The 21,814-nt window shown below is 67.5% G+C and carries 19 protein-coding genes; 8 read left to right on the forward strand and 11 right to left on the reverse strand.

Going from position 1 to position 21,814, the window contains the following annotated elements; translation table 11 throughout:
* Positions 1–53: 53 nt before the first annotated feature.
* The 6 genes from QZM35_RS16725 (at position 54) to QZM35_RS16750 (ending at position 6,834) form a co-directional block, all read left to right on the forward strand.
* On the forward strand, positions 54–1,448 hold the full coding sequence (locus tag QZM35_RS16725; RefSeq protein WP_301776407.1) for a UbiD family decarboxylase: 1,395 nt from the start codon (positions 54–56) through the stop codon (positions 1,446–1,448).
* On the forward strand, positions 1,445–2,059 hold the full coding sequence (locus tag QZM35_RS16730; protein WP_301776408.1) for a UbiX family flavin prenyltransferase: 615 nt from the start codon (positions 1,445–1,447) through the stop codon (positions 2,057–2,059). The genes QZM35_RS16725 and QZM35_RS16730 overlap by 4 nt, the downstream gene beginning before the upstream one ends.
* Positions 2,056–3,189, forward strand: a complete 1,134-nt coding sequence (locus QZM35_RS16735) for a GTP-binding protein (protein WP_089426886.1) — start codon at positions 2,056–2,058, stop codon at positions 3,187–3,189. Before QZM35_RS16730 ends, QZM35_RS16735 begins: the two co-directional genes overlap by 4 nt.
* Before the next feature lie 61 nt (positions 3,190–3,250).
* Positions 3,251–4,624 (forward strand): nucleobase:cation symporter-2 family protein, encoded by a 1,374-nt coding sequence (locus QZM35_RS16740; protein ID WP_089426885.1) that lies wholly within the window; start codon positions 3,251–3,253, stop codon positions 4,622–4,624.
* Between the two features lie 87 nt (positions 4,625–4,711).
* Entirely contained in the window at positions 4,712–6,094 is a 1,383-nt protein-coding gene (locus QZM35_RS16745; protein WP_301776409.1) for an amidohydrolase family protein, read from the forward strand.
* Positions 6,095–6,108: 14 nt separating this feature from the next.
* The gene (locus tag QZM35_RS16750) at positions 6,109–6,834 is read left to right on the forward strand and encodes an aspartate/glutamate racemase family protein (protein WP_089426883.1); all 726 of its coding nucleotides are present in this window, start codon (positions 6,109–6,111) and stop codon (positions 6,832–6,834) included.
* Positions 6,835–6,899: 65 nt separating this feature from the next.
* Here the strand turns inward: QZM35_RS16750 and QZM35_RS16755 are convergent, their stop codons facing one another.
* Genes QZM35_RS16755 through QZM35_RS16775 form a run of 5 tightly spaced genes read right to left on the reverse strand, consistent with a single transcriptional unit; the run spans position 6,900 to position 13,238 of the window.
* Complete coding sequence (locus tag QZM35_RS16755; RefSeq protein WP_089426882.1) at positions 6,900–7,625, reverse strand: SMI1/KNR4 family protein; 726 nt, start codon at positions 7,623–7,625, stop codon at positions 6,900–6,902.
* A gap of 34 nt (positions 7,626–7,659) precedes the next feature.
* Positions 7,660–8,961 carry a PAAR domain-containing protein gene (locus tag QZM35_RS16760; RefSeq protein ID WP_089426881.1) on the reverse strand — a complete coding sequence of 434 codons (1,302 nt, stop codon included), beginning with the start codon at positions 8,959–8,961 and terminating at the stop codon, positions 7,660–7,662.
* Entirely contained in the window at positions 8,958–9,782 is an 825-nt protein-coding gene (locus QZM35_RS16765) for a DcrB-related protein (RefSeq protein WP_089426880.1), read from the reverse strand. Before QZM35_RS16765 ends, QZM35_RS16760 begins: the two co-directional genes overlap by 4 nt.
* 47 nt (positions 9,783–9,829) lie before the next feature.
* Complete coding sequence (locus tag QZM35_RS16770; protein WP_174973739.1) at positions 9,830–10,399, reverse strand: hypothetical protein; 570 nt, start codon at positions 10,397–10,399, stop codon at positions 9,830–9,832.
* On the reverse strand, positions 10,371–13,238 hold the full coding sequence (locus tag QZM35_RS16775; RefSeq protein WP_174973741.1) for a type VI secretion system Vgr family protein: 2,868 nt from the start codon (positions 13,236–13,238) through the stop codon (positions 10,371–10,373). Before QZM35_RS16775 ends, QZM35_RS16770 begins: the two co-directional genes overlap by 29 nt.
* Between QZM35_RS16775 and QZM35_RS16780 the strand changes: the two genes are divergently transcribed.
* Complete coding sequence (locus QZM35_RS16780; RefSeq protein ID WP_174973743.1) at positions 13,237–13,695, forward strand: hypothetical protein; 459 nt, start codon at positions 13,237–13,239, stop codon at positions 13,693–13,695. The two genes, QZM35_RS16775 and QZM35_RS16780, sit on opposite strands and share 2 nt — an antisense overlap.
* A 518-nt stretch (positions 13,696–14,213) precedes the next feature.
* Positions 14,214–15,455 (forward strand): FAD-binding oxidoreductase, encoded by a 1,242-nt coding sequence (locus QZM35_RS16785; protein ID WP_089426877.1) that lies wholly within the window; start codon positions 14,214–14,216, stop codon positions 15,453–15,455.
* Between the two features lie 30 nt (positions 15,456–15,485).
* Here QZM35_RS16785 and QZM35_RS16790 read toward each other — a convergent pair whose 3' ends face one another.
* From QZM35_RS16790 to QZM35_RS16815, 6 genes are all read right to left on the reverse strand, one after another.
* The gene (locus QZM35_RS16790) at positions 15,486–16,253 is read right to left on the reverse strand and encodes a FadR/GntR family transcriptional regulator (protein ID WP_089426876.1); all 768 of its coding nucleotides are present in this window, start codon (positions 16,251–16,253) and stop codon (positions 15,486–15,488) included.
* Positions 16,254–16,441: 188 nt separating this feature from the next.
* Complete coding sequence (locus tag QZM35_RS16795) at positions 16,442–17,314, reverse strand: amidohydrolase (RefSeq protein WP_301776410.1); 873 nt, start codon at positions 17,312–17,314, stop codon at positions 16,442–16,444.
* 60 nt (positions 17,315–17,374) lie between these two features.
* Positions 17,375–18,316 (reverse strand): ABC transporter substrate-binding protein, encoded by a 942-nt coding sequence (locus QZM35_RS16800; protein ID WP_089426875.1) that lies wholly within the window; start codon positions 18,314–18,316, stop codon positions 17,375–17,377.
* Between the two features lie 97 nt (positions 18,317–18,413).
* A complete protein-coding gene (locus tag QZM35_RS16805; protein WP_089426874.1) occupies positions 18,414–19,451 on the reverse strand; it encodes an ABC transporter permease in 1,038 nt (345 codons plus the stop codon).
* Positions 19,452–19,477: 26 nt separating this feature from the next.
* Complete coding sequence (locus QZM35_RS16810) at positions 19,478–21,016, reverse strand: sugar ABC transporter ATP-binding protein (protein ID WP_089426873.1); 1,539 nt, start codon at positions 21,014–21,016, stop codon at positions 19,478–19,480.
* 12 nt (positions 21,017–21,028) lie between these two features.
* On the reverse strand, positions 21,029–21,805 hold the full coding sequence (locus QZM35_RS16815) for an SDR family oxidoreductase (RefSeq protein ID WP_089426872.1): 777 nt from the start codon (positions 21,803–21,805) through the stop codon (positions 21,029–21,031).
* Between the last annotated feature and the right edge of the window lie 9 nt (positions 21,806–21,814).

The following is a 21,814-nucleotide window of genomic DNA, read 5'->3' on the forward strand; positions in this document are numbered from 1 at the left end:
TCGAACACGCGTGCGATCCGGCCTTTCCCCTTCCGCATCCGACGGAGTGCATCATGGCGTCCAGCTTTTTCGCCGAGCAGCAGGATTTTCATCACTTCGCGAACGCCTATCGCGAACGCTTTCCGGACGACGTGCTGACGCTCGCGCAGCCGCTGTCCGCCGACCAGGAAGTCACGGCCGTCGTCGCGTCGCTCGCCGCGCGCGGGCGGCACGAGATGCTCGTCTGCGAGCGCATCGACGGTCTGTCGACACCGCTCGTCACCAACGTATTTGCGTCCCGCACGCGCATCGGCCGGCTGTTCGGCGTCGATGCGAACGGCCTGTTCGACGCGTGGCAGCAGCGTGCGAACGCGCCCGTCGCGCCGGTCGTCGTGCCGCACGGCCCCGTGCTCGATCAGGTGACCGAAGGCGACGCGGTCGATCTCGCGCAGTTGCCGATGATCCGCCACTTCGAAACCGATCGCGGGCCCTACGTGACCAACGCGGTGATCGTCGCCGAAGATCCGGTGACGGGCGTCGCGAACCTCAGCTACCACCGCTCGATGCCGCATGCGCGCAACGCGCTGGCGACGAGCCTGCATTCGCGCGGCCATCTGTGGCGGATGCTGCAGACCGCGAAGGCGCGCGGCGACACGCTCAAGGTGGCGATGGTGATCGGCGCGCATCCGCTGTTCATGCTCGCGGCCGCCGCGCGCGTGCCGTTCGGCGCGGATGAGCGTGCGATTGCCGGCGGGCTGTTCGGCGCGCCGCTGCAGCTCGTGCGCACGCCGCGCCACGGCATCGGCGTGCCGGCCGCCGCCGAGTTCGTGCTCGAAGGCACGATCGATCCCGACGCGCATGCGGAAGAAGGCCCGTTCGGCGAATTCACCGGCTACTCGTCGGACCGCTCGACCAACAACGTGCTGCGCATCGACGCGATGATGAGGCGCAAGGATGCGTGGCTCATCGACGTGGTCGGCGGCCCGTACGCGGAACACCTGACGCTCGCGCGACTGCCGCGCGAAGCCGAGATGAGCGAGAAGCTGAAGGCGCGCTTTCCGGCCGTCACCGCGATCCACTATCCGAATTCCGGCACGCACTTTCACTGCTACGTCGCGCTGAAGCAGTCGCGCGACGGCGAGGCGCGCCAGATCATGCTCGCGCTGCTCGGCTGGGACCCGTACCTGAAGAACGTCGTCGCGGTCGACAGCGACGTCGACATCACCGACGACGCGCAGGTGCTGTGGGCCATCGCGACGCACTTCCAGCCGCACCGCGACCTGTTCGTCGTCGACGGCCTGCCCGGCAGCCCGCTCGATCCGTCGTCGTCGGCCGACGGCACGACGTCGCGGATGGGGATCGACGCGACGCGCGGCTCGCGCTTCGACGGCGTGCGCGCACGCGTCGGCGACGCCGCGATGCAGCGTGCCGCACACGTGATCGCGCAACTCGGCGGAGCGTCGCGATGAGCGCGCGGCGGCTCGTGGTCGGCATCAGCGGCGCATCCGGCTTCGTGTACGGGATGCGGCTGCTCGCGCTGCTGCGCGACCTCGACATCGAGACGCACGTCGTCGTGTCGCGCGCCGCCGCGCTGACGATGGCGCACGAGACCGACTTCCGGCTGTCCGACATCACCGCGCTCGCGAGCGTGCTGTACCGCAGCGACGACATCGCGGCGCCGATCTCGAGCGGGTCGTTCCGCACGCTCGGGATGATCGTCGCGCCGTGCTCGATGAAGACGCTCGCCGAGATCGCGAGCGGTCTTTCCTCCGGCCTGATCTCGCGCGCGGCCGACGTCGTGCTGAAGGAGCGCCGCCGGCTCGTGCTGCTCGCACGCGAGACGCCGTACACGTTCACGCACCTGCGCAACATGGCCACCGTCACGGAGATGGGCGCGATCGTCGCGCCGCCGGTGCCGGCGTTCTACGCGCGCCCCGCTTCGCTCGACCAGATGATCGACCACACGCTCGGCCGCGTGCTCGACCTGTTCGACCTCGATTCCCGCACCGTCCATCGCTGGAAAGAAAACGCATCACAGCCGAACCCGCAGCCCAACCGACTCAACGGAGATGCATCATGACCCACATCCACACCACCCACAGCGACGTCGAGAAGATTCCGGTCACCGTGCTCACGGGCTTTCTCGGCGCGGGCAAGACCACGCTGCTGAACTACATCCTGCGCGAAAAGCACGGCCGCAAGATCGCGGTGATCGAGAACGAGTTCGGCGAGATCGGCATCGACGGCGGCCTCGTGCTCGAATCGACCGAGGAAATCTACGAGATGACCAACGGCTGCGTGTGCTGCGTCGGCGCGGTGCGCGAGGACCTCGTGCGGATCGTGCGGATGCTCGTCGCGCGCCCCGACCGGCTCGATCACATCATCGTCGAGACGAGCGGCCTCGCCGATCCGTATCCGGTCGCGCAGACCTTCTTCCTCGACGATCCGATCGCGAAGGAGGTCGCGCTCGACGCGGTCGTCACGATGGTCGACGCGAAGCATATCCGCGCGCACCTCGACGATCTGGTGCTCGACGGCCGCGACAACCAGGCGGTCGACCAGATCGTCTGCGCGGACCGCATCGTGATCAACAAGGTCGACCTCGTCGACGCACCGGACGTCGATGCGCTGACCGCGCGGCTGCGCGCGCTGAACACGACGGCGGAGATCGTCACGTCGAGCTACGCGCAGGTCGATCTCGATCGCATCCTCGGCATCGGCGCGAACGAATTCGCGCAGATCCTCGTCGAGAGCGACGGGCTGCAGGCCGATGCGCCGCATGCGGACGAACACGCGCACGAGCATGAGCACGAGCACGAGCACGAGCACAAGCATGAGCACGACGACCACGCGCACGAAGCCCGCGCACACGACGACGATCACGATCATCACGAACACGACGCGAGCGTGTCGTCGGTCGGCATCGAAGTGGAGGCGGACGTCGATCTCGACGCGCTCGAGGCGTGGCTCGGCGAGCTGCGCCGCGCCGATACCGCGAACCTGTTCCGGATGAAGGGCATCCTCGCCGTGCAGGGCCGCGCGCAGCGCTACGTGCTGCAGGGCGTGCACGGCGTGATCGAACTGCGCGCCGCGCAGGCGTGGGGGTGCGAGCCGCGCTCGTCACGCATCGTTTTCATCGGCCGCGATCTCGATCGCGCCGCGCTGACCGACCGCTTCCATGCCTGTCTCGCCGCGGCGGTCGCGGCCTGACGGGCACGCCAGGCGGGCGCATCGCGCGCCCGCCCGCAAACGAACCTCAGGAGACTCGCCCATGAACGCTGCTTCACATCCCGTCGATCGGGTCCTGCCGCGCCGCCAGATGCTGACGCTCGGCCTGCAACACATGCTCGTCGCCTATATCGGCGCGATCGCGGTGCCGCTGATCGTCGCATCGGCGTTGAAGATGTCGCCCGCCGACACGACCGTGCTGATCAGCACCGCGCTGTTCTGTTCCGGCATCTCGACGATCCTGCAGACGGTCGGCGTCTGGAAACTCGGCGTGCGCCTGCCGATCCTGCAGGGCGTCGCGTTCAGCAGCGTCGGCCCCGTGATCGCGATCGGCCTGACGCCGGGCGTGGGATTCGCCGGCGTGTGCGGCGCGGTGATCGGCGCGGGCATCATCACGACCTTCGCCGCGCCGCTGGTCGGCCGGTTGCGCCGCCTGTTCCCGCCGGTCGTGACCGGCTGCATCGTCACCGTGATCGGGCTGCAGCTGTTTCCGGTCGCGTACCAGTGGGCCGGCGGCGGCGACGCGGCGAAGCTGCAGTTCGGCGAGCTGTCGTTTCTCGCGGTCGCGCTCGTCGTCGCGGTCGTGATCCTCGCGGTCAACCGCTTCGCGAACGCGTTCCTGCGCAACCTGTCGGTGCTGATCGGGCTCGTCGCGGGCAGCCTGCTCGCGATCGCGCTCGGGATGGGCAACTTCACGAACGTCGCCGCCGCGCCGTGGTTCACCGTGCCCTACCCGTTCCACTTCGGCACACCGGTGTTCGCGATCGTGCCGGTGCTGACGATGGTCGTCGTGATGATCGTGCAGATGGTCGAGTCGATGGGCCTGTTCGTCGCGATCGGCGACATCGTCGAGAAGCAGGTGAGCGAGGAGGACGTGGTGCGCGGGCTGCGGGCGAACGGCGTCGCGAGCGCGATCGCCGGCACGTTCGCGGCGTTCCCGTTCATCGCGTTCATGGAGAACGTCGGGCTCGTGATCCTGACCGGCGTGCGCAGCCGCTGGATCGTCGCGGTCAGCGGCGTGCTGATGTGCGTCGTCGCGCTGGTGCCGAAGATCGGCGCGATCGTCGCGTCGACGCCGTCGGCCGCGCTCGGCGGTGCCGGTATCGCGATGTTCGGCGTGGTGGTCGCCGCCGGCGTGCAGACGCTCGCGAAAGTCGACTTCGAAGGCAACCGCTACAACGTGCTGATCGTCGGCTTCACGATCGCAACCGCGCTGATTCCGGTGATGGCGCCGAAGGTGTTCGCGCACATGCCCGACTGGACGCAGCCGTTCCTGCACAGCGGCGTCGTGCTCGCGTGCCTCGTGTCGGTGCTGCTCAACGCGCTGCTCAACGGTGTGCCGGCGGCCGCCCCCGTTGAATCGCACGTCCACGCCGACGCCGCGCACGGCAGCCCGATGGCGCGCGAGTGCGACTGACGGGCTGCATGCCGCGCGCGGCATCGAGCCCGCGCGCGGCGCCTGACGAACAACAACCCGACTATCCGTATCCGAGGAGACCCGACCATGAGCGTTCCTTCTTCTTCGCTGCTGATCCGCAACCCGATCGCGGTCATGAGCGGCCGCGCCGGCGACGCCGCGCGGCTCGGCCAGGCCGACCTGCGCATCCGCGACGGCCGGATCGAGACGATTGCGCCCGATCTCGCACCGCTGCCCGGTGAACGCGTGATCGACGCGACCGACTGCGTCGTCTACCCGGGCTGGGTCAACACGCATCATCACCTGTTCCAGAACCTGCTGAAGGCCGTGCCGGCCGGGATCAACGCCGGCCTGCAGGAATGGCTTGCGGCCGTGCCGTATCCGCGTGTCGCGCGCTTCACGCCGGCACTCGCGCGCATCGCCGCACGCCTCGGCTTCGCGGAGCTGCTGCTGTCCGGCGTGACGACCTGCGCCGATCACCACTACCTGTATCACGCGGGCGGCACGACCGAGACCGGCGACCTGCTGTTCGACGAAGCGGCCAGCTTCGGGATGCGTTTCGTGCTGTGTCGCGGCGGCGCATTGCAGGCGGCCGGCGATCATCCGGGCTTCGCCGGCACGGCATTGCAGCCCGAGACGCTCGACCAGATGCTTGCCGACATCGAGCGCCTGAAGGCGCGTTATCACGACGCGGGCACGGCATCGATGCGGCGCGTGGTCGTCGCCCCGACGACACCGACCTTCTCGCTGCCGCCCGACCTGCTGCCCGAAGTGGCACGCGCCGCGCGCGGGATGGGCCTGCGGCTGCATTCGCACCTGTCGGAGACGACGCGTTACGTGGACTTCTGTCGCGAGCGCTACGGCAAGCTGCCGGTCGAATTCGTCGCCGAACACGAATGGCTCGGCCCCGATGTGTGGTTCGCGCACCTCGTCCATCTCGAGGAGAACGAAATCGCACTGCTCGCCGAAACGGGCACCGGCTGCTCGCACTGCCCCGTCAGCAATGCGCGGCTCGGCAGCGGCATCGCGCCCGCGCCGCGCATGGCGGCGGCCGGCGTGCCGGTGTCGCTCGGCGTCGACGGTGTCGCGTCGAACGAATCCGGCAGCATGACGCACGAAGCGAATTTCGCCTGGCTCGTGCATCGTGCGGCGCACGGTGCGGCGGCCACCACCGCCGAGGAGGTGCTGCACTGGGGCACCCAAGGCGGCGCGCGCGTGCTCGGGCTGAACGCGGTCGGCACGCTGGAACCGGGCCAGGCCGCCGATTTCGTGCTGTACGACGTGAGCGGGCCGCGCTTCAACGGCTTCCACGATTACGCAATCGCCCCGGTTGCGGCCGGCGAGCCCGCGCCGGTGAAGTACAACATCGTGAACGGCCGCGTCGTGGTGGACAACGGCGAGATTCCAGGCCTCGACCTGGCCGCGCTGCGCCGCGAGGCGGTTGACGCCGTGCGGCAGTTGCTCGATTGAACGGACGCCCCGCGATGAATCCGCGCATCCGCATCGGCATCCTGACGCCGTCGTCGAACACCGCGCTCGAACCGCTGACGACCGCGATCGTCGCCGGGCTGCCAGACGTCAGCGTGCATTTCGCGCGCTTCACCGTGACCGAAATTGCGCTCACCGAGGCCGCGCTCGACCAGTTCGACGCGGCGCGCATGCTCGTCGCGGCGCGGCAGCTCGCCGACGCGCGCGTCGACGTGATCGGCTGGAGCGGCACGTCGGCCGGCTGGCTCGGCTTCGAACGCGACGCGGCGCTGTGCCGCGTCATCGAGAAGGCCACCGGCATTCCGGCGACGACGTCCGTGCTTGCGTTGAACGAACTGCTCGAACGCACCGGCGTGCGGCGGCTCGGCCTCGTCACGCCGTATCTCGACGACGTGCAGCAGCGGATCATGCGCCAGTATGCGCAACTCGGCATCGAATGCGTGGGCGAACAGCATCTCGGGTTGCGCGACAACTTCAGCTTCGCGGAGGTGCCCGATACGCAGCTTGCGGCGCTGATGCGCCAGGCTGCGCGGGCGCGACCGGATGCGGTGGCGACGTTCTGCACGAACCTGCATGCCGCCCATCTGGTCGGGCCGTTCGAGCAGGCGACCGGGATCGCGGCTTATGACACGGTGTCGACCGTGGTGTGGAAAACGCTGAGGATGGCGGGGGTCGATACGCGCGTGCTGGCGCGATGGGGGAAGCTGTTCGAAATGAGCTGACGACGGACGCGCCGGACGGCCCACGCCGACACGCTCGGCGCCCGAAAGGCGCCGGGCGTGTCTCATCATCGCTTGTCGGCTTCCTCGACGAAAATCTCGAACCACGCGTTCATCACGGCCCAGAAATCCACCGGCTCGAGTTCGGTCGGATTCTCATGCCACCAGATCCGCCCTGCGTCGCTGCCGTCGCCGGCGCTGTCGCGCAGGTCGAGGCACAGATAGTCGCCGCCGCCATTCTGGAACACCGTCCACACGAGATCCGGATTCACGCCGAGCTGGCGCGTCTCGTCGGGCGTCAGGTCGAGCTTGTCCGTCAGCGCGGTCTGGTCGCCGATCGGCAACGGGCCCATCGAGTTCGCAGGGAAGAACGTCCAGCCATTGTGCGTGAACTGGTAGAAGCTGCGCAGATCGTCGGGCAATGCGCGCCACAGCGGCATGTCATCCGATACGAGATCGCCGAGCGGCGGATGGCCGATGAAGAAGTTCAGGTCGTCCTGTTCGACCGTGTACGGATAGAGCAGGCACAGATCGCCGTTCTCCTTCTGGAACACGGCGGGGCGCCGCAGCTTCTCCGCGAAGAACTGCTCGACCGCCGGCAAGCGGCCGGCGACGCCCGCCCACATCTTCGCGAGCCAGTTGCCCAGCGCGGCGTCGGGCGTATCCAGCAGCACGCGCCATGCGGTCGGCACCTGCACGTCGGCGGGAATCTCGTTCGCTGCAAGCCAGACCTGGCCGCGCAGCTTGAAGCGCTTCAGTTCGGCCGTGTAAGTCGTTGCGGATAGCTCAATCATTGCCACTCACCCTTGAATTCGTCGTCGACACATTCTACTTGGGCTGATCGCCAAGCAAATCCTTGATCTGCTGCTGCAGCATCGTCCGGTTGTCGGCCTCGCGCTGCATCATCTGCTGCCTGAATCCTTCGTCGACCTTGATGCCGCCCTTCTTGTATTCGGTCCAGTCGGCATAGGACTTCGACCCCTTCGACGTGTTCGCCGTCTCGCTCAGGCCCGTGAAGTTGTCGGAGTTGTTCAGGACCTTGACCTGGTTGTCGAAGGACAGATCCTTGAACCCGGGCATCTCGGTGATCTCCTTCATCGATACGATGTGGTCCGCATGCAGCGGCTTGTCGATCGTCAGGCCCGGCAGCGCGGGATCGTCCATGCCCGGCTCGTAGTTCTCGTTGACCATCTTCTGGATCTTCGAGCTCGGCGTCTTGGCGCGCAGCTGATCGTACAGCGTGCGCGGCACGCCCTTGGTCGTGACGCGGACGTTGCCGCCGTTCGCGCCGAGCGTGTTCGGCTCGATCTCCACCTTGGTGCGGTTCAACACATCGACCGCGTTCTTCGCGGCTTCCGTGTCGGCGCCCTTCGCGCCCAGGCCGAGCAGCGCGAACCCGGCGACACCGACCATGATGTCGCCGTAGCCGGGGCCCAGCGACTCGCCCCATGAATGGAGCGCATTCAGGCCGACGTTGGCGCCGATCACGGTGCCCGCGAACAGTGCGGTGGCGCCCAGGCCGGCCGCGAGCGCGCCCAGCCCGGCCGCGCCGAGCGCGACGAAGCCAAGCACTTCGAGGGCCGTCTCGAACATCGCTTCCGTGTCGTGAATCTCCACGACGGTGACGGTCTCGCCGCCGACCGTCACGTTGTCGCTCGCCGTCTTGATGGCCGCGCCGCATTCCATCTTCATCGACAGGCGCGCCATCGGCTTGCCGTTGACGGTCACGGTGCGCGACCCCTGCGCGACCAGCAACCGCGTCTGCGGAAAATGATTGAACGGCAGGCCATTGCATTCGTCCGCATAGTCGACGCCGGCGCGCAGCGCGGAGCGACTGTTGACCGTGACGTTCGGCGATCCCTGATGCAGCATGCCGGTGGTTGGACCGGGCAGGTTGGCCGCTTTCTGGATGCCGCGGACCAGCGCGCCGCCGGCAAGGCCGCCACCCGCCACGCAGCCGCCGATGATCGCGACGAGCGCGAGGCCGCCGGTGGCCGCGGTCGCCGTCACGATGGCCGCCGCGACCACCGCGCCGACCACCGCGCCCGCGATCATGCCGAGCAGGCCGAAGCCATGCCCGATCTCGTCGCCCATGCGGGCCGCGCGCAGGGCGGCCTCGGCACCGCTCATGACGACGCGCCGTCCGGCCGCGCGGCGGCCTGCTGACGCAGATGTGCTTCGATATCCTGCAGCGAGACCAGCGGCGGCACCCCCTCCACGGCCGTGACCGCGTCGAGCCGGCGCAGCAGCGGGAGCCCCGAATAGCCACGGCTGGGCCGCAACTCGTAGCGCCCTTCCGCCTTGAACAACCCCTGGCGGCTGTGCTGGACAATGCTCGGTTCGAGCGGCGAGCCGTCGCTCGCGAAGAACACCCAGTCGTGACCTTCGACTTCGCGCGTGCTGATCCGCTCGCACACCGTGCGCAGGTCCGGATAGACGCGCAGCACGCGTGTCTTGGCCGACAGCGCAAACACGTGCGGCAGGCTTTCGTGCGCGGCCGCCGGCGTATCGGCTTCATCCGGCACCGGAGGCATCACGACGAACGACGCCAGGATCGACGTCCACGCGGGCACGTGCCGCTCGAAATCCTCCACGCGTGCATTGAGCGTGAACACCAGCATCGCGTCGTCGAGCCGGACCATCGCCTGCCGCTGCCGCAGCACCGTCTTGTCGCTGCGCCACTGGTAGTCGAGCATGATGCCCGGCAGTCCGCCGATCGTGACGGCCTCCCGCGCGAGCGGCTTGTAGCCCGGAAACTGGCGCTTGAACGCCGTCTGCTGCACATCCGCGTACGCGCCGGCGTCATCGAGCGGCGTGTCGTAGTCGCGCGTCACCACGAATGCGACGTCCTTGCGACCGGACGCATCCGGCAAATGGAACACATTCATGGTCTGGTCGCGCCAGCCGTCGGGCAACGCCATGCGCCCCTCGTGCAATCGGTAAGCCGCCATTCCGTTTTTCCTTTTATCGATCCACGCACATGCGTGAGGGGCGCGCGTTACTTCGCCTTCTCGCCGAAACCGACGCTCGACAGGCAATCGGGGTTGCGCTCCGCGAACCCGAACACGAGTTCGCCCCAGGGGGTCTCCGAGCGGAACGTCGTCTCCTCGTTCGGCGAGCGGCCCGTCGGCGTACCGGCGATCCGCATCCCGGCGAAATGCGCCTTCACGTCGTCGCGGCCGACGCAACGGCCGGACAGCGTCAACGTCAGCGCACCCTGCGCGCCGCCTTCATTGCTCGTGCGCAGCACGACGCGCTCGATCTGCGTGCCGTCGTCGAGCTTGATCGGCGCGCCATCGTCGTTGCTCCAGAACGTGAAGTATTCGTTGCTCGATTCGCTGCGCGCGAGCTTCGCGTGCAGCAGGTGCTCGACGGGTTCGCGCCGGATCGGCTGATGCGCGCCGATCTGGTCGATCACTTGCCAGAGACTGAGTTGAACGGTGGTGTGCATCTTCTTCGATCCTTGCGAACAAGCCGGTGTCATGCCCAGCGACAATGCGAGCAGCAGCGAGGCGGCGATCGCCGCGCCGCGGCCGCGCTTAATGGGACGGGGGGTAAGTACGGTCATACCAGCTTCCGTAGTACGTTTGATAATTGACATACTGGCCGTTGACGGGCACCGACGCGTATTCGCCCGTGCCATAGACGTGGCCGATGGCGGCCCGTGCCGCGTTCGCGTCGCCGTTCTTCACGAACTGGTTGTACGCGGCATTGTAGGCCGGCGAATTGGCCGGATTGCCGGCGATCTGGATGTCGGGGCCGCCGTGCGCGAGGATTTCGCGCTGCACCTTGATGTTGTTCATCGTCGCCGCGCCTTCGTCCGCCAGTTCGCTGTTGACGTAATTGGTCTTGCTCGATAAATCCGGCGCGCCCGGGTACAGCGCGTGTCCGGTTTCATGCGCGAGCCCCTGGACGACGGCCTGCGGATTGCCGCGGTCGTTGCCGTCGATCACGATCGTCGGCGGCTGGCCGTGCTTGTTCGTGGACGACCCCTGATTCGCCGGACCGTACTGGATATGCCAACCGTCCTTCTGCAACTTGGCGATGTCGTGTTCGAGCGTCGGCGACTTCGCGGCGAGCTTGTCGACGTCGGCGCCGAGCCCGGTCGCCACGGCTTTCTTCGGCGCGCCTTTCGCCTGCTTTTTCCCGTGCGCCGGCGCAGCGGCGGCTGCCCCTCCGCCACCGCCGCCGCCCCCTCCTCCGCCACCCCCTGCCGCCGGCGCGGCGGCGTTCGGCTCGGGATCGGTCGGATCGTTCACCGGCACGAGCGGCGGCGCCGCGGGCCCGGTCGCGCCATCGGGATTCAGGTCGACACTTTGTGAGCCCAGCACGACCACGCGCGTGCCGTCGAGCACGATCTGCCCGTCGGCCGACAGCGTGATCTTCGCCTTTCCGCATTCGAGCACGATCGACTGGGAGCCCTTGACGTGCACGTGCTCGGTATCGGATTCGATCTGCACGGGGCCCTTCGCCTTGAGCGCCATGTGCTGTTCCTGCGCATGCAGGATCACCGCCGTCTTCGCCGTGTGCTGGATGTGCTCGTCCTGCGACTGCACGGAAATCGCCTTGCGCACGATGCTCGCGTGCTGGCCCTGCGTGACGACGTTGGTCTGGTTCGGACCGTTCACGACCGTCACGTGATTGTTCTGGACCGTCGTGGCCATATCCTTCTGGCTGTGGATATTGACCAGTTCCTCGCCCTTCTTGTCGTGGATCACGACTTCGCAGAACCCGCCGCCGCCGGGCGTGGAGTTGCTGTGAAAACCCATCTGGTGCGCGCCGTCGGGCAAGTCGTAGGGCGGCGTCTGTTCCGCGTTGAACATGCGGCCGACGATGATCGGCCGATCGGGATCGCCGTTGAGGAAATCGACGATGACCTCCTGGTTCACGCGCGGAATCGCAACGGTGCCCCAGCCGCGCCCTGCCCACGGCTGCGACACGCGGATCCAGCAGGAGCTGTCCTGGTCGTTCTTGCCGTAGCGGTCCCACGGGAACTGCACCTTGATCCGGCCCATGCCGTCGGTATGAATCTCCTGCCCCTTCGGGCCGACCACGATCGCGCTCTGCGGGCCGGGCATCACCGGCTTGTCATGTTGCCGCACCGGACGATACGGAATCTTGCTGCGGATCAGCGTCAGTTCGTTGCGGAAACTGCCGGGCTGCGCCGAGGCATCGTCGAAGTTGTTCTTCGCGTCGATCCGGATCCCGACGACCAGGAACGTGTTGTCGTCCTGCTTGGCCGGGTCGAACCAGAAGTGCCCGTCGATCTTGAACTTGCGGCCGACCGTGAGCCCGCGGCAACCGGATTCGCCGCGAAATACCTTGGCCTGCCACTCGTACACCTCGAGCCGGCGCTTGGCTTCCGCCTCGCCCGCGCGGGTGTCCTTGTAGGCGAATGCCGAACTGCCGTCGTACACCTCGAGCTTCGGTGCATTGCCCTGATCGGCCAGCGTCGGCAGTTCGACGTAAGGCCGGCCCTTCGGGTGCTTGTAGTCGAACGTATGCAGCGCCACTACGCCGGGCTGGGTTTCGCGGCTCGCCGATAGCGCGGTCAGGCGGTCCGCCTGCTGCACGCCGCTCGCCGCGTTGTAGGTCACGACGGGATCGTGCGCCTGGTCGGGACAGGACGCCGAATCGTCAGCGATCACGAGCGTGTGACCGTCCTGCCGGTATTCGAAGTAGTAGAACAGCCCGTGCCGCTCGAGCAGCCGGCTGACGAAATTCAGGTCGCTTTCCTGGAACTGGACGACGTAATCCTCGGGCTTCAGTTCCTGCTTGATGTGCGTCTGGTAATCGACCAGCGCGCCGTAATCGGCGAAGACCTTGCGCAGCACGTCGAGCACCGTGACCTGCTGATAGATCCGGCTGTTGACCCGCTTGCCGAGATACCAGAGCCACGGCGCCAGGTCGCCGCGATAGTGCGCGATGCCGCCGTCGTTGCGCTCGAAGCCGAACCGGACCAGATAGCCGTGAATCTGCCGCTCCGATCCGTCCTGGAGCGTGATGTTCACGGCGACCGCCTGGTTCAGCACGTCCTTGAGGTCGATCGACGGATTCTGCGTGATCAGGTCGAGCGTGTAGCCGGGCATTTCCGACAGCGCTTCGCCACCGGTGATCGCCGCGATCGACAGCGCGCGGTTGCCGGTCAGCGACGACTGGAAGCGCAGCAGGCGCGTCGTCTCGCTGAACGGCAACGACGCGGCCGAAGCGCCGGGCTGTGCGGCCGTCTGGCCCGGAACGAAGAATTGCGGTGCGGAAGCGAGATCGGAAAGCGGCTGCCCGGCGAGCGGGTGATCGTCGACAGCCGGCGGCGCGTCGGCAGCCGCCATCGGCATCGCCGAGGCGCCCGCGCCGCGCATGCCGGCCATCGCGCCGGACGCGAGTTGCCCGGCAAGCGGATTCAGCATGCCGGCCGCCGGTGCGGCCATCGACGCCGCGATCTGCGCCGGATTCCCGCCGGCGGCCAGGGCCTGCATGACGGCCGATGCGGTCGGCGCGATCTTGCCGACGACGGGATTCGCCGCCGCGGCCATTTGCATCGCGCCCGACTGCAGCGCGCCGGCAAGCGGGGACGATCCCGCGGACTCGGCCAATCCGGCGATTCCTGGCAACTCTTTCATGGGCCCTCTCGCTTTCTTTTCTGATTGCCGCGACGCAGGCGACGCGGCATTACTACATGTCGATGTCCGAAATATTAATTTCCGAATGCATCTTCGACGGAATGCGATTCGCGGCTTTCAGGCAATCAATGCAATCGCATTCGCCAGCAGGCAAACATTCGAGAAAATCGGCATTTTCTCCCACGCTTATGTCTTTTTCTTGGCGGGGATCGGCTGTCTCTCACGACAAGCGGCGCCATCATAACGGCCCGCCTCGGGCGAGTCCATACCTTTCAATTAAGTAGTCCCCTCGAATTCCGGCAGCCAGCTGATTATGCAGCCGGCCTTCATTTCCCGGGACGGGTAACTTTGACATTTCCGCGATGCAGCACGGGATAATTTACCGATACGGTAAATAACCACAAGTCGGCAATTTAAAAACAAACGAGTCCCGGCGAATCGCGCCGCAACGCGGTTTTCCGGCATTGTCAGTCATTCCGGAATGACTGGAGCCGCACACCTGTCGATCACGCAATCGACTATCGCTGGCGAATTGCGCGCGCGCATGAGATGGACGCATTTCCGGACGAAACGCCAACGGATTGTCGCCGGCGAGCGAACGTGTCGCTTCGTGGCATGACGCGCATGAAACCCGATGCGCGCCCAACCGTCGGGCATCGCGCGACGCACCCGTGCGCTCCGGAGGTATCCTCGGGTTCTGAACGGACCATGCATCTTCACGCAAGCGGTCCATCCGCTAACCCTACTCTGTCACCGTCATTCATGGATTTCGACGTCATCGTTCTCGGCGCAGGCATCGTCGGCGTCTCCGCGGCACTCCACCTGCAGGATCGCGGGCGCAAGGTCGCCCTCGTCGATCGCGGCGCGCCCGGCGAAGGCACGAGCTTCGGCAACGCGGGGCTGATCGAGCGCTCGTCGGTCGAACCGTATCCGTTCCCGCGCAGCCCGTTCACGCTGATGCGCTATGCGCTGAACCGCTCGACCGATCTCTACTGGCACAGCGCGTCGCTGCCCGCATTCGCGCCGTGGCTCGCGCGTTTCTGGTGGGAATCGGCGCCGCTGCGTCACGCGGCGGCGTCGCGCGACATGCTGCCGCTGATCGAGCGCTGCATCGTCGAGCACGACGCGCTGATCGCGCGGGCCGGCGCCGGCGAGCTTATCCGCGCGAACGGCTGGCTGGAAGCGTTCCGCACGCCGGCCGCATTCGAACGCGGCGTGGCCGAAGCCAGGCTCACCGCGCGCCGCCACGGGCTCGGCATCACGCCGCTCGATGCGGCCGCGCTGAGCGCGCACGAACCGAGCCTCGCGCCCGGCTTCTGCGGCGCGCTGCACTGGCTCGATCCGAAAAGCGTCGTCGACCCGTCCGCGCTCGTCAAAGCGTACGCGCAACTCTTCGTGCAGGGCGGCGGCACGCTGCTGACGGGCGACGCGGCGAGCCTCGACGCGCTGTCGCCGGGCTGGCAGGTCAGGACGCAGGACGGCCTGGCGGCCGCGCCGGCCGTGGTCGTCGCGCTCGGCCCGTGGTCCGACACGGTGTTCGGCAAGTTCGGCTACACGATCCCGCTGCGCGAGAAGCGCGGCTATCACATGCACTACGCGCCGTCCGCGCGCGGCGTGCCGTCGGCGCCGATCGTCGATCGCGAATACGGTTACGTGATCGCCCCGATGAAGCGCGGGCTGCGGCTGACGACCGGCGTCGAGATCGCGCGGCGCGGCGTGCCGCCCACCGGCGTGCAGCTCGAACGCGCGGAACGCGTCGCGCGGCCCGTGTTCGGTTTCGGCGAGCGGCTCGACCCGCAACCCTGGCTCGGCTTCCGGCCGTGCACGCCCGACATGCGCCCGGTGATCGGCCCCGCGCCCGCGCATCGCGGGCTGTGGTTCGCGTTCGGGCACAACCATCACGGGCTGACGCTCGGCCCCGTCACCGGCCGCCTGCTGGCCGAGATGATGACGGGCGAAGCGCCGTTCACCGATCCGGCGCCGTATCGCGCGGATCGCTTCTGAACGGGCAACCGGTCACGCGTCGACGCGCGCTCAATCGAGCGCGCGGCCGAAGATGCGGATCACTTCGTCGAGATGCTCGGCCATCGCGCGGCGCGCGGCGTCCGGGTCGCGTGCGCGGATCGCATCGAGGATCGCGCGGTGTTCGAGTTCCGACCGGTGCGGCATGTCGTTCGGCATGTACAGCGACTGCAGCCGCTGGAACATCAGGTCGTACTTGTGCGCGAGCAGCTGCTTGATCATCAGCGCATACGCGGCGTTGTCGCTCGCCTCCGCGATGCGGATATGAAACAGCCGGTCGCCCGGATGCGTAAGCGAGCCGCTGAGGTTGTCTGCCTGGTTGCGCAGGAACGCCTCGTGGATCCCTTCGATCTGCTCGTCCGAGCCGTGCTTCGCGGCCAGCGACGCCGCTTCCGGCTCGATCAGCCGGCGTGCCTGCAGCAACGCGAACGGCGGGATTTCGGTATCGAGGTCGAGTGCGATGCCGAGTTCGGGATCGATCTCGACGATCGTGAACGGCGCGGCCTTCTCCGCAGGGACAGGCGTGGGCTCGGGCGCGGCGGCCGCTTCGGGATGGCGCACCTTCACGCCGTCGCCGACGCGCACGCTCACGAGTCCGCTCACTTCGAGCGCGATCAGCGCCTCGCGCACCGAGGTGCGCGACACGCCGAACTGTTCGGCCAGTTCGCGCTCGGGCGGCAGGTAGCTGCCCGGCGGAAAATCGCCGGACTCGATCATCGCACTGAGCTTGTCGGCGATCTGCTGGTAGAGGCGGCGGTTCTGAATCGGCTGGATGGACATACGTCGGGACTGGTGATCGGTTTCGTTCCGGACGGCCGCGCGCATCGCACGCAACCGTTTGCGCCTATTCTAAAGGTTCGGCCCCGGGCATCGGGCGCAGCATCGATGCGGCCGCAACCATCGACACTCCGTGGCGCCCGTCGCCATTCGTCCGACGAAGCCACGCCCCAACGCACACGACCGCGCGCTCACGTCGGCACCGCGTAGCAACGCGCGGCGGTGCCGCCCCACAGCGCGGTGCGCTCGGCCGCCGACAATCGCGATTCGGCCCAGCGCTCGATGATCGACGCCACTTCGTCATACGACGCGGCCAGCAGGCACACGGGCCAGTCCGACCCGAACATCAGCCGCTGCGGGCCGAACGCGTCGAGCGCCGCGTCGAGACACTGCTCGATGCGCCGGACGTCCTTCCCGCGCAGCCCGCGCTTCCAGTCGGCCTCGGTCACGAGCCCCGACAGCTTGCACACGACATGCGGCAGCGCGCCCAGCTCGCGCAACGCGGCGCGCCAGCGCGCGAGCGCCGTGTGGTCGCGCTCGAAGTCGGCGAGTGCGGGCTTGCCGACGTGATCGAGCACGAGCCAGTGCGCGTCGTGCCGCGCACAAAACGCCCACACCTCGCGCAACTGGCGCTCGAACACGAGCACGTCGTACACGTAGCCGTTCGCCTGCAGCCACGCGATGCCGCGGTTGAAGCCCGGCTCCGCGACGAACGCGCCGGCATCGGCTTCGTCCTGCACCTGGTGACGAAACCCGCGCAGCTTCGGGCTGCGCCATTGGGCAATGCGATCCGCGAGCTGCGGCGCGGCGAGATCCTCCCAGCCGACCACCGCCGCGATGCGCGCATCGTCGCGCGCGAGATCGAGCAGGAACGCCGTCTCGTCGCGCCCGGCGCGCGCCTGCACCGCGATCGACGCGCCGATCGCCTGCGCATGCATCAGCGGCCACAGCGCATCGGGCAGGTAGTCGCGCGCGAGCACGCCCATGCCGGGGCCGATCCACGGGTAATCGGCGGCGCGATAGCGCCAGAAGTGCTGATGCGAATCGATACGCACTGCGCCCATGATGCCCTCGTGTCCGGTCGCCGCGGCGGCGGCGCGCGCCACCGCCGCGCGACGCAACGTTCAGTCGTACAACACCGCCGTGATCTTCGGATCGTCGATATTGGTCTTGTCGTACCAATAGAAACCGGTATCGATGACCTTCGGCAGCTTCTCGCCCTTGATCGCCTTCACGGCCGCCTCGACCGTCTTGTAGCCGATCCCGACCGGGTTCTGCGTGATCGCGCCGGCCATCAGCCCGCTGCGGATCGCGTCCTTCTGCTGCTTGCCGGAATCGTACCCGACGATCACGACCTTGCGCTTCATCTCGCGCACGCCGTTGACCACGCCGATCGCCGAGCCTTCGTTGGTGCCGAACAGCCCCTTGAGCTTCGGATACGCCTGCAGGATCGACTTCGTCACCTCGGTCGACTTCAGCTGGTCGCCTTCGCCGTACTGCACGGTGACGACCTGCACCTTCGGATGCGCCGACTTCATCCGTTCGAGGAAGCCGTCGCGGCGGTCGATGCCGGTGCGGCTCGTCTGGTCGTGCGCGACCACGGCCACCTCGCCCTCGTCGCCGATCAGCGCGGCGAGCTTGTCGGCGGCGAGCGCCGCGGCGGCCTTGTTGTTGGTCGCGGCCGTCGTCACCGGGATGTCGCTGTCCACGCCCGAGTCGAACGCGATCACCGGGATCTTCTCGGCCTGCGCCTTCTTCAAGAGCGGCAGCGCGGCCTTGCTGTCGAGCGCCGCGAAGCCGAGCGCGGCCGGCTTCTTCGCGATCGCGGCCGACAGCATGTCGATCTGCTTGTCGACCATCGCCTCGGTCTCCGGCCCGTCGAACGTCACCCTCACCTTGTAGTCCTTCGCGGCCTGCATCGCGCCCGCTTTCACGGCCTGCCAGAACTGATGCTGGAAGCCCTTCGAGATCAGCGGGATGTAGGTTTCCTGCGCCTGCGCGCCGGCCGTGACGCCGACGGCAAACGTCAGCCCGACGATCGCGTTCAACACCTTGCTCCTGATCACTTCGCGTCTCCTTTTTTCGTATCGACTCAACCGACTGGAACGACTGGGACGCCGGCCGGAACCGGCGATGAAGCACCTGCCTGCGTGAATGCGACCGTCAGCGGCGCCGCCGGCGCAGGATGTCGACGTAGACGGCGAGGATGATGATCACGCCCGTCACGACCGTCTGCCATTCCTGTGCGACCGACATGATGCGCAGGCCGTTCGTCAGCACGCTCATAATGAACGCGCCGATGATGGTGCCGACGATGCTGCCCGCGCCGCCCGACAGCGACGTGCCGCCGATCACGACGGCCGCGATCGCATCGAGCTCGTAGCCCTGCCCGAGCGCGGGCTGCGCGGAATTCAGCCGCGACGCGATCAGCAGCCCGGCGATCCCGCACACCGCGCCGCTGAACGTGTAGACCGCGATCTTCCACGCATCGACGTTCACGCCCGACAGCCGCAGCGCTTCCTCGTTGCTGCCGAGCGCGAACGTGTAGCGGCCGAAGATCGTGCGGTTCAGCACGATCGACGCGCCGATCGCGACGAGGAACAGGATCAGCACCGCGTTCGGAATCGGCAGCGCGGGAATCAGGTCGCCGATCAGCGAATCCTGCGCAATCGACGTGAAGCCCGGCGTGTCGTTGAAATAGATCGGCCGCGTGCCCGAGATCACGAGCGACAGCCCCTTGAGCAGCATCATCATGCCGAGCGTCGCGATGAACGGCGGCACCTTCATCTTCGCGATCACGAAGCCCGATACGCTGCCCGACAGCGCACCGAAACACAGCGCGGCGAGGATCCCGAGCGGCAGCGGCAGGCCCCACTTCGTCAGCACGACGCCGGCCATCACCGCGCAGAACGTCATCAGCGTGCCGACCGACAGGTCGATGCCCGACGTGATGATCACGTAGGTGCAGGCGACGGCCAGCACGCCGTTCACCGCGGTGGCCTGCAGGATCGCGACGAGGTTGTCGACCTCGAGGAAGTTCGGCGACGCGACGCTGAAGAACACGATCAGCAGCACGAGGCTCGCGAACGCGAGCAGCTTCTGCCGCGCGGCCGGGTTGAAGAAGCGCGACTTCAGGCTCGATGCGCCGGCCGGCGTGTCGCCGGACGCGAGGGGCGGAACGGGATGCGTATCGTTGGACATGTCGGGTAAGCGTCTCGGCGTCTGATTCAGGACAATACGGTCGACTCGCGCTGCGTCGCGAGCTGCATGATCTTTTCCTGCGTGGCGTCGGCCGCGCGCAATTCGCCGGTCACGCGCCCTTCGCACATCACGAGAATCCGGTGGCTCATGCGCAGCACTTCCGGCAACTCCGACGAAATCATCACGATCGCCTTGCCGTCGGCGGCGAGCGCGTCGAGCAGCTTGTAGATCTCGCTTTTCGCGCCGACGTCGATGCCGCGCGTCGGTTCGTCGAAGAACAGGATGTCGCAGTCGCGCAGCAGCCACTTCGCGATCACGATCTTCTGCTGGTTGCCGCCGGACAGCAGCCGCGCCGGCTGCGCGACCGACGGCGTACGGATCGCGAGCTGCCGCACGTACGACTGCGCGGTGTCGCGCAACGCACGCGCATCGAGGAACACGCCGCGGCGCACGAAGCGGCGCATGCTCGACAGCGCGATGTTGTTCTGCACGTCCATCCCGACCGCGAGCCCGAAGTGCTTGCGATCCTCGGACAGGTAGCCGATCCCGTGCTTCACCGCATCGGCCGGCGTGCGGATCGTCACGGTCTTGCCGTGCACGCGGATCTCGCCCGCATCGACCGGGTCCGCGCCGAACACCGCGCGCGCGACCTCGGTGCGCCCGGCGCCCATCAACCCGGCGAAGCCGAGGATCTCGCCGCGCCGCAGCGTGAAGCCGACATCGCGGATCGCGCGGCCGCGCGACAGCCCGCGCACTTCGAGCGCGACGTCGTTCGCGGACGTATCGGGCGGCGTGCGGAATTCGGTCGCGAGCTGGCGGCCGACCATCATCGCGATGATCGTGTCCATCGACGTGTCCGCCATCGGCACGGTCGCCACGTACTTGCCGTCGCGCATCACGGTCACGCGATCGGCGATCTGGCGCAGCTCGTCCATCTTGTGCGAGATATAGACAATGCCGACACCATGCGCGCGCAGGTCGCCGATGATGCGGAACAGCTCGGCGATCTCCGCGTTGTTGAGCGCGGCGGTCGGCTCGTCCATGATCAGCACGCGCGAGTCGAACGACAGCGCCTTCGCGATCTCGACCATCTGCTGCTTGGCCACCGTGAGCCGGCCGACCGGCGTACGCGGGTCGAGATCGAGCCGCATCCGCGCGAAGATCGCGGCCGCGTCGCGATTCAGCTTGTCTTCGTCGACGAACACGCCGAAGCGGCCGCGCGGCTCGCGGCCGATGAAGATGTTCTGCGCGACGCTCAGGTGGTTCATCAGGTTCAGTTCCTGATGGATGATGCCGATCCCGAGCGCCTGCGCGGCGCGCGGATCGGCGATCTCCACCGCGCGGCCGTCCATCCGGATCTCGCCGTCGTCGCGCGGGTAGACGCCCGCCAGGATCTTCATCAGCGTCGACTTGCCGGCGCCGTTCTCGCCCATCAACGCATGCACTTCGCCGGCACGCAGGTCGAAGCGGCAGTCGTCGAGCGCCTGCACGCCCGGGAAGCGCTTGCCGATGCCGGTCAATGCGATCAACGGTGGCGCGGCGTTCGGAGTCAGGTCGGGTTGCATGGATCGCCGCCCTCAGCTGATCGCACGGTCGAGATGCGTATAGCCGCCGTCGACGAACAGCCACTGGCCCGTCGTGTGCGAGGCACGTTCCGACAGCAGGAACACGGCCGTATCGGCGATTTCGTCGGCCGTCGTGAAGCGTTGGCCGAGCGGCACCTTGCCCGCGATGCCGGCCAGCTTCGCGTCGGGGTCGTCGAAACTGTCGAGCCATCGCCGGTACAGCGGCGTCATCACCTCGGCCGGAATCACCGCGTTCACGCGCACGCCGTCGTCGCGCAACGCGACGGCCCATTCGCGCGTCAACGCGAGCTGCGCGCCCTTCGACGCGCAATAACCGCTCGTGTTGCCCTGCCCGGTGACGGCCGTCTTCGACGAAACATTGACGATCGCGCCGCGCGTCGCCTTCAGGTGCGGCACGCTGTAGTGCGCCATCACGTAGTAGTGGATCAGGTTGCGTTCGAGCGACGCGACGAATGCGTCGCGCCCGGCATCGAGCCCGATGCTGTCGTTGACGCCCGCGTTGTTGACCAGGCCGTCGAGCCGGCCGAAGCGCGTGACCGTTTCCGCAACGGCATCGCGGCACTGCGCATCGTCCTGCAATTCGACCGAGAGGCATGCGGCCTGCGGCTGCTTCTGCACGAGGGCGCGCCAGAACGCATCGTCGGGCGCGTGGCGCGCGATCACCACCGGTATCGCACCTTCTTCGGCCAGCCGCATCGAGATCGCGGCGCCGATGCCCGACGCGCCGCCGGTCACGATCACGACCTTGTGTCGCAGATTCAAATCCACTTCGCGTCT

It is taken from the genome of Burkholderia sp. AU45274, from assembly GCF_030482505.1.
GTDB lineage: Bacteria > Pseudomonadota > Gammaproteobacteria > Burkholderiales > Burkholderiaceae > Burkholderia.

What these genes read in the sequence shown, in the direction of transcription:
- QZM35_RS16725 (WP_301776407.1), top strand. Translation starts at nt 54, where the DNA reads ATGGCGTCCAGCTTTTTCGCCGAGCAGCAGGATTTTCATCACTTCGCG.
- QZM35_RS16730 (WP_301776408.1), top strand. Translation starts at nt 1,445, where the DNA reads ATGAGCGCGCGGCGGCTCGTGGTCGGCATCAGCGGCGCATCCGGCTTC.
- QZM35_RS16735 (WP_089426886.1), top strand. Translation starts at nt 2,056, where the DNA reads ATGACCCACATCCACACCACCCACAGCGACGTCGAGAAGATTCCGGTC.
- QZM35_RS16740 (WP_089426885.1), top strand. Translation starts at nt 3,251, where the DNA reads ATGAACGCTGCTTCACATCCCGTCGATCGGGTCCTGCCGCGCCGCCAG.
- QZM35_RS16745 (WP_301776409.1), top strand. Translation starts at nt 4,712, where the DNA reads ATGAGCGTTCCTTCTTCTTCGCTGCTGATCCGCAACCCGATCGCGGTC.
- QZM35_RS16750 (WP_089426883.1), top strand. Translation starts at nt 6,109, where the DNA reads ATGAATCCGCGCATCCGCATCGGCATCCTGACGCCGTCGTCGAACACC.
- QZM35_RS16755 (WP_089426882.1), bottom strand. Translation starts at nt 7,625, where the DNA reads ATGATTGAGCTATCCGCAACGACTTACACGGCCGAACTGAAGCGCTTC.
- QZM35_RS16760 (WP_089426881.1), bottom strand. Translation starts at nt 8,961, where the DNA reads ATGAGCGGTGCCGAGGCCGCCCTGCGCGCGGCCCGCATGGGCGACGAG.
- QZM35_RS16765 (WP_089426880.1), bottom strand. Translation starts at nt 9,782, where the DNA reads ATGGCGGCTTACCGATTGCACGAGGGGCGCATGGCGTTGCCCGACGGC.
- QZM35_RS16770 (WP_174973739.1), bottom strand. Translation starts at nt 10,399, where the DNA reads ATGACCGTACTTACCCCCCGTCCCATTAAGCGCGGCCGCGGCGCGGCG.
- QZM35_RS16780 (WP_174973743.1), top strand. Translation starts at nt 13,237, where the DNA reads ATGCCGGCCGCCGGTGCGGCCATCGACGCCGCGATCTGCGCCGGATTC.
- QZM35_RS16775 (WP_174973741.1), bottom strand. Translation starts at nt 13,238, where the DNA reads ATGCTGAATCCGCTTGCCGGGCAACTCGCGTCCGGCGCGATGGCCGGC.
- QZM35_RS16785 (WP_089426877.1), top strand. Translation starts at nt 14,214, where the DNA reads ATGGATTTCGACGTCATCGTTCTCGGCGCAGGCATCGTCGGCGTCTCC.
- QZM35_RS16790 (WP_089426876.1), bottom strand. Translation starts at nt 16,253, where the DNA reads ATGTCCATCCAGCCGATTCAGAACCGCCGCCTCTACCAGCAGATCGCC.
- QZM35_RS16795 (WP_301776410.1), bottom strand. Translation starts at nt 17,314, where the DNA reads ATGGGCGCAGTGCGTATCGATTCGCATCAGCACTTCTGGCGCTATCGC.
- QZM35_RS16805 (WP_089426874.1), bottom strand. Translation starts at nt 19,451, where the DNA reads ATGTCCAACGATACGCATCCCGTTCCGCCCCTCGCGTCCGGCGACACG.
- QZM35_RS16810 (WP_089426873.1), bottom strand. Translation starts at nt 21,016, where the DNA reads ATGCAACCCGACCTGACTCCGAACGCCGCGCCACCGTTGATCGCATTG.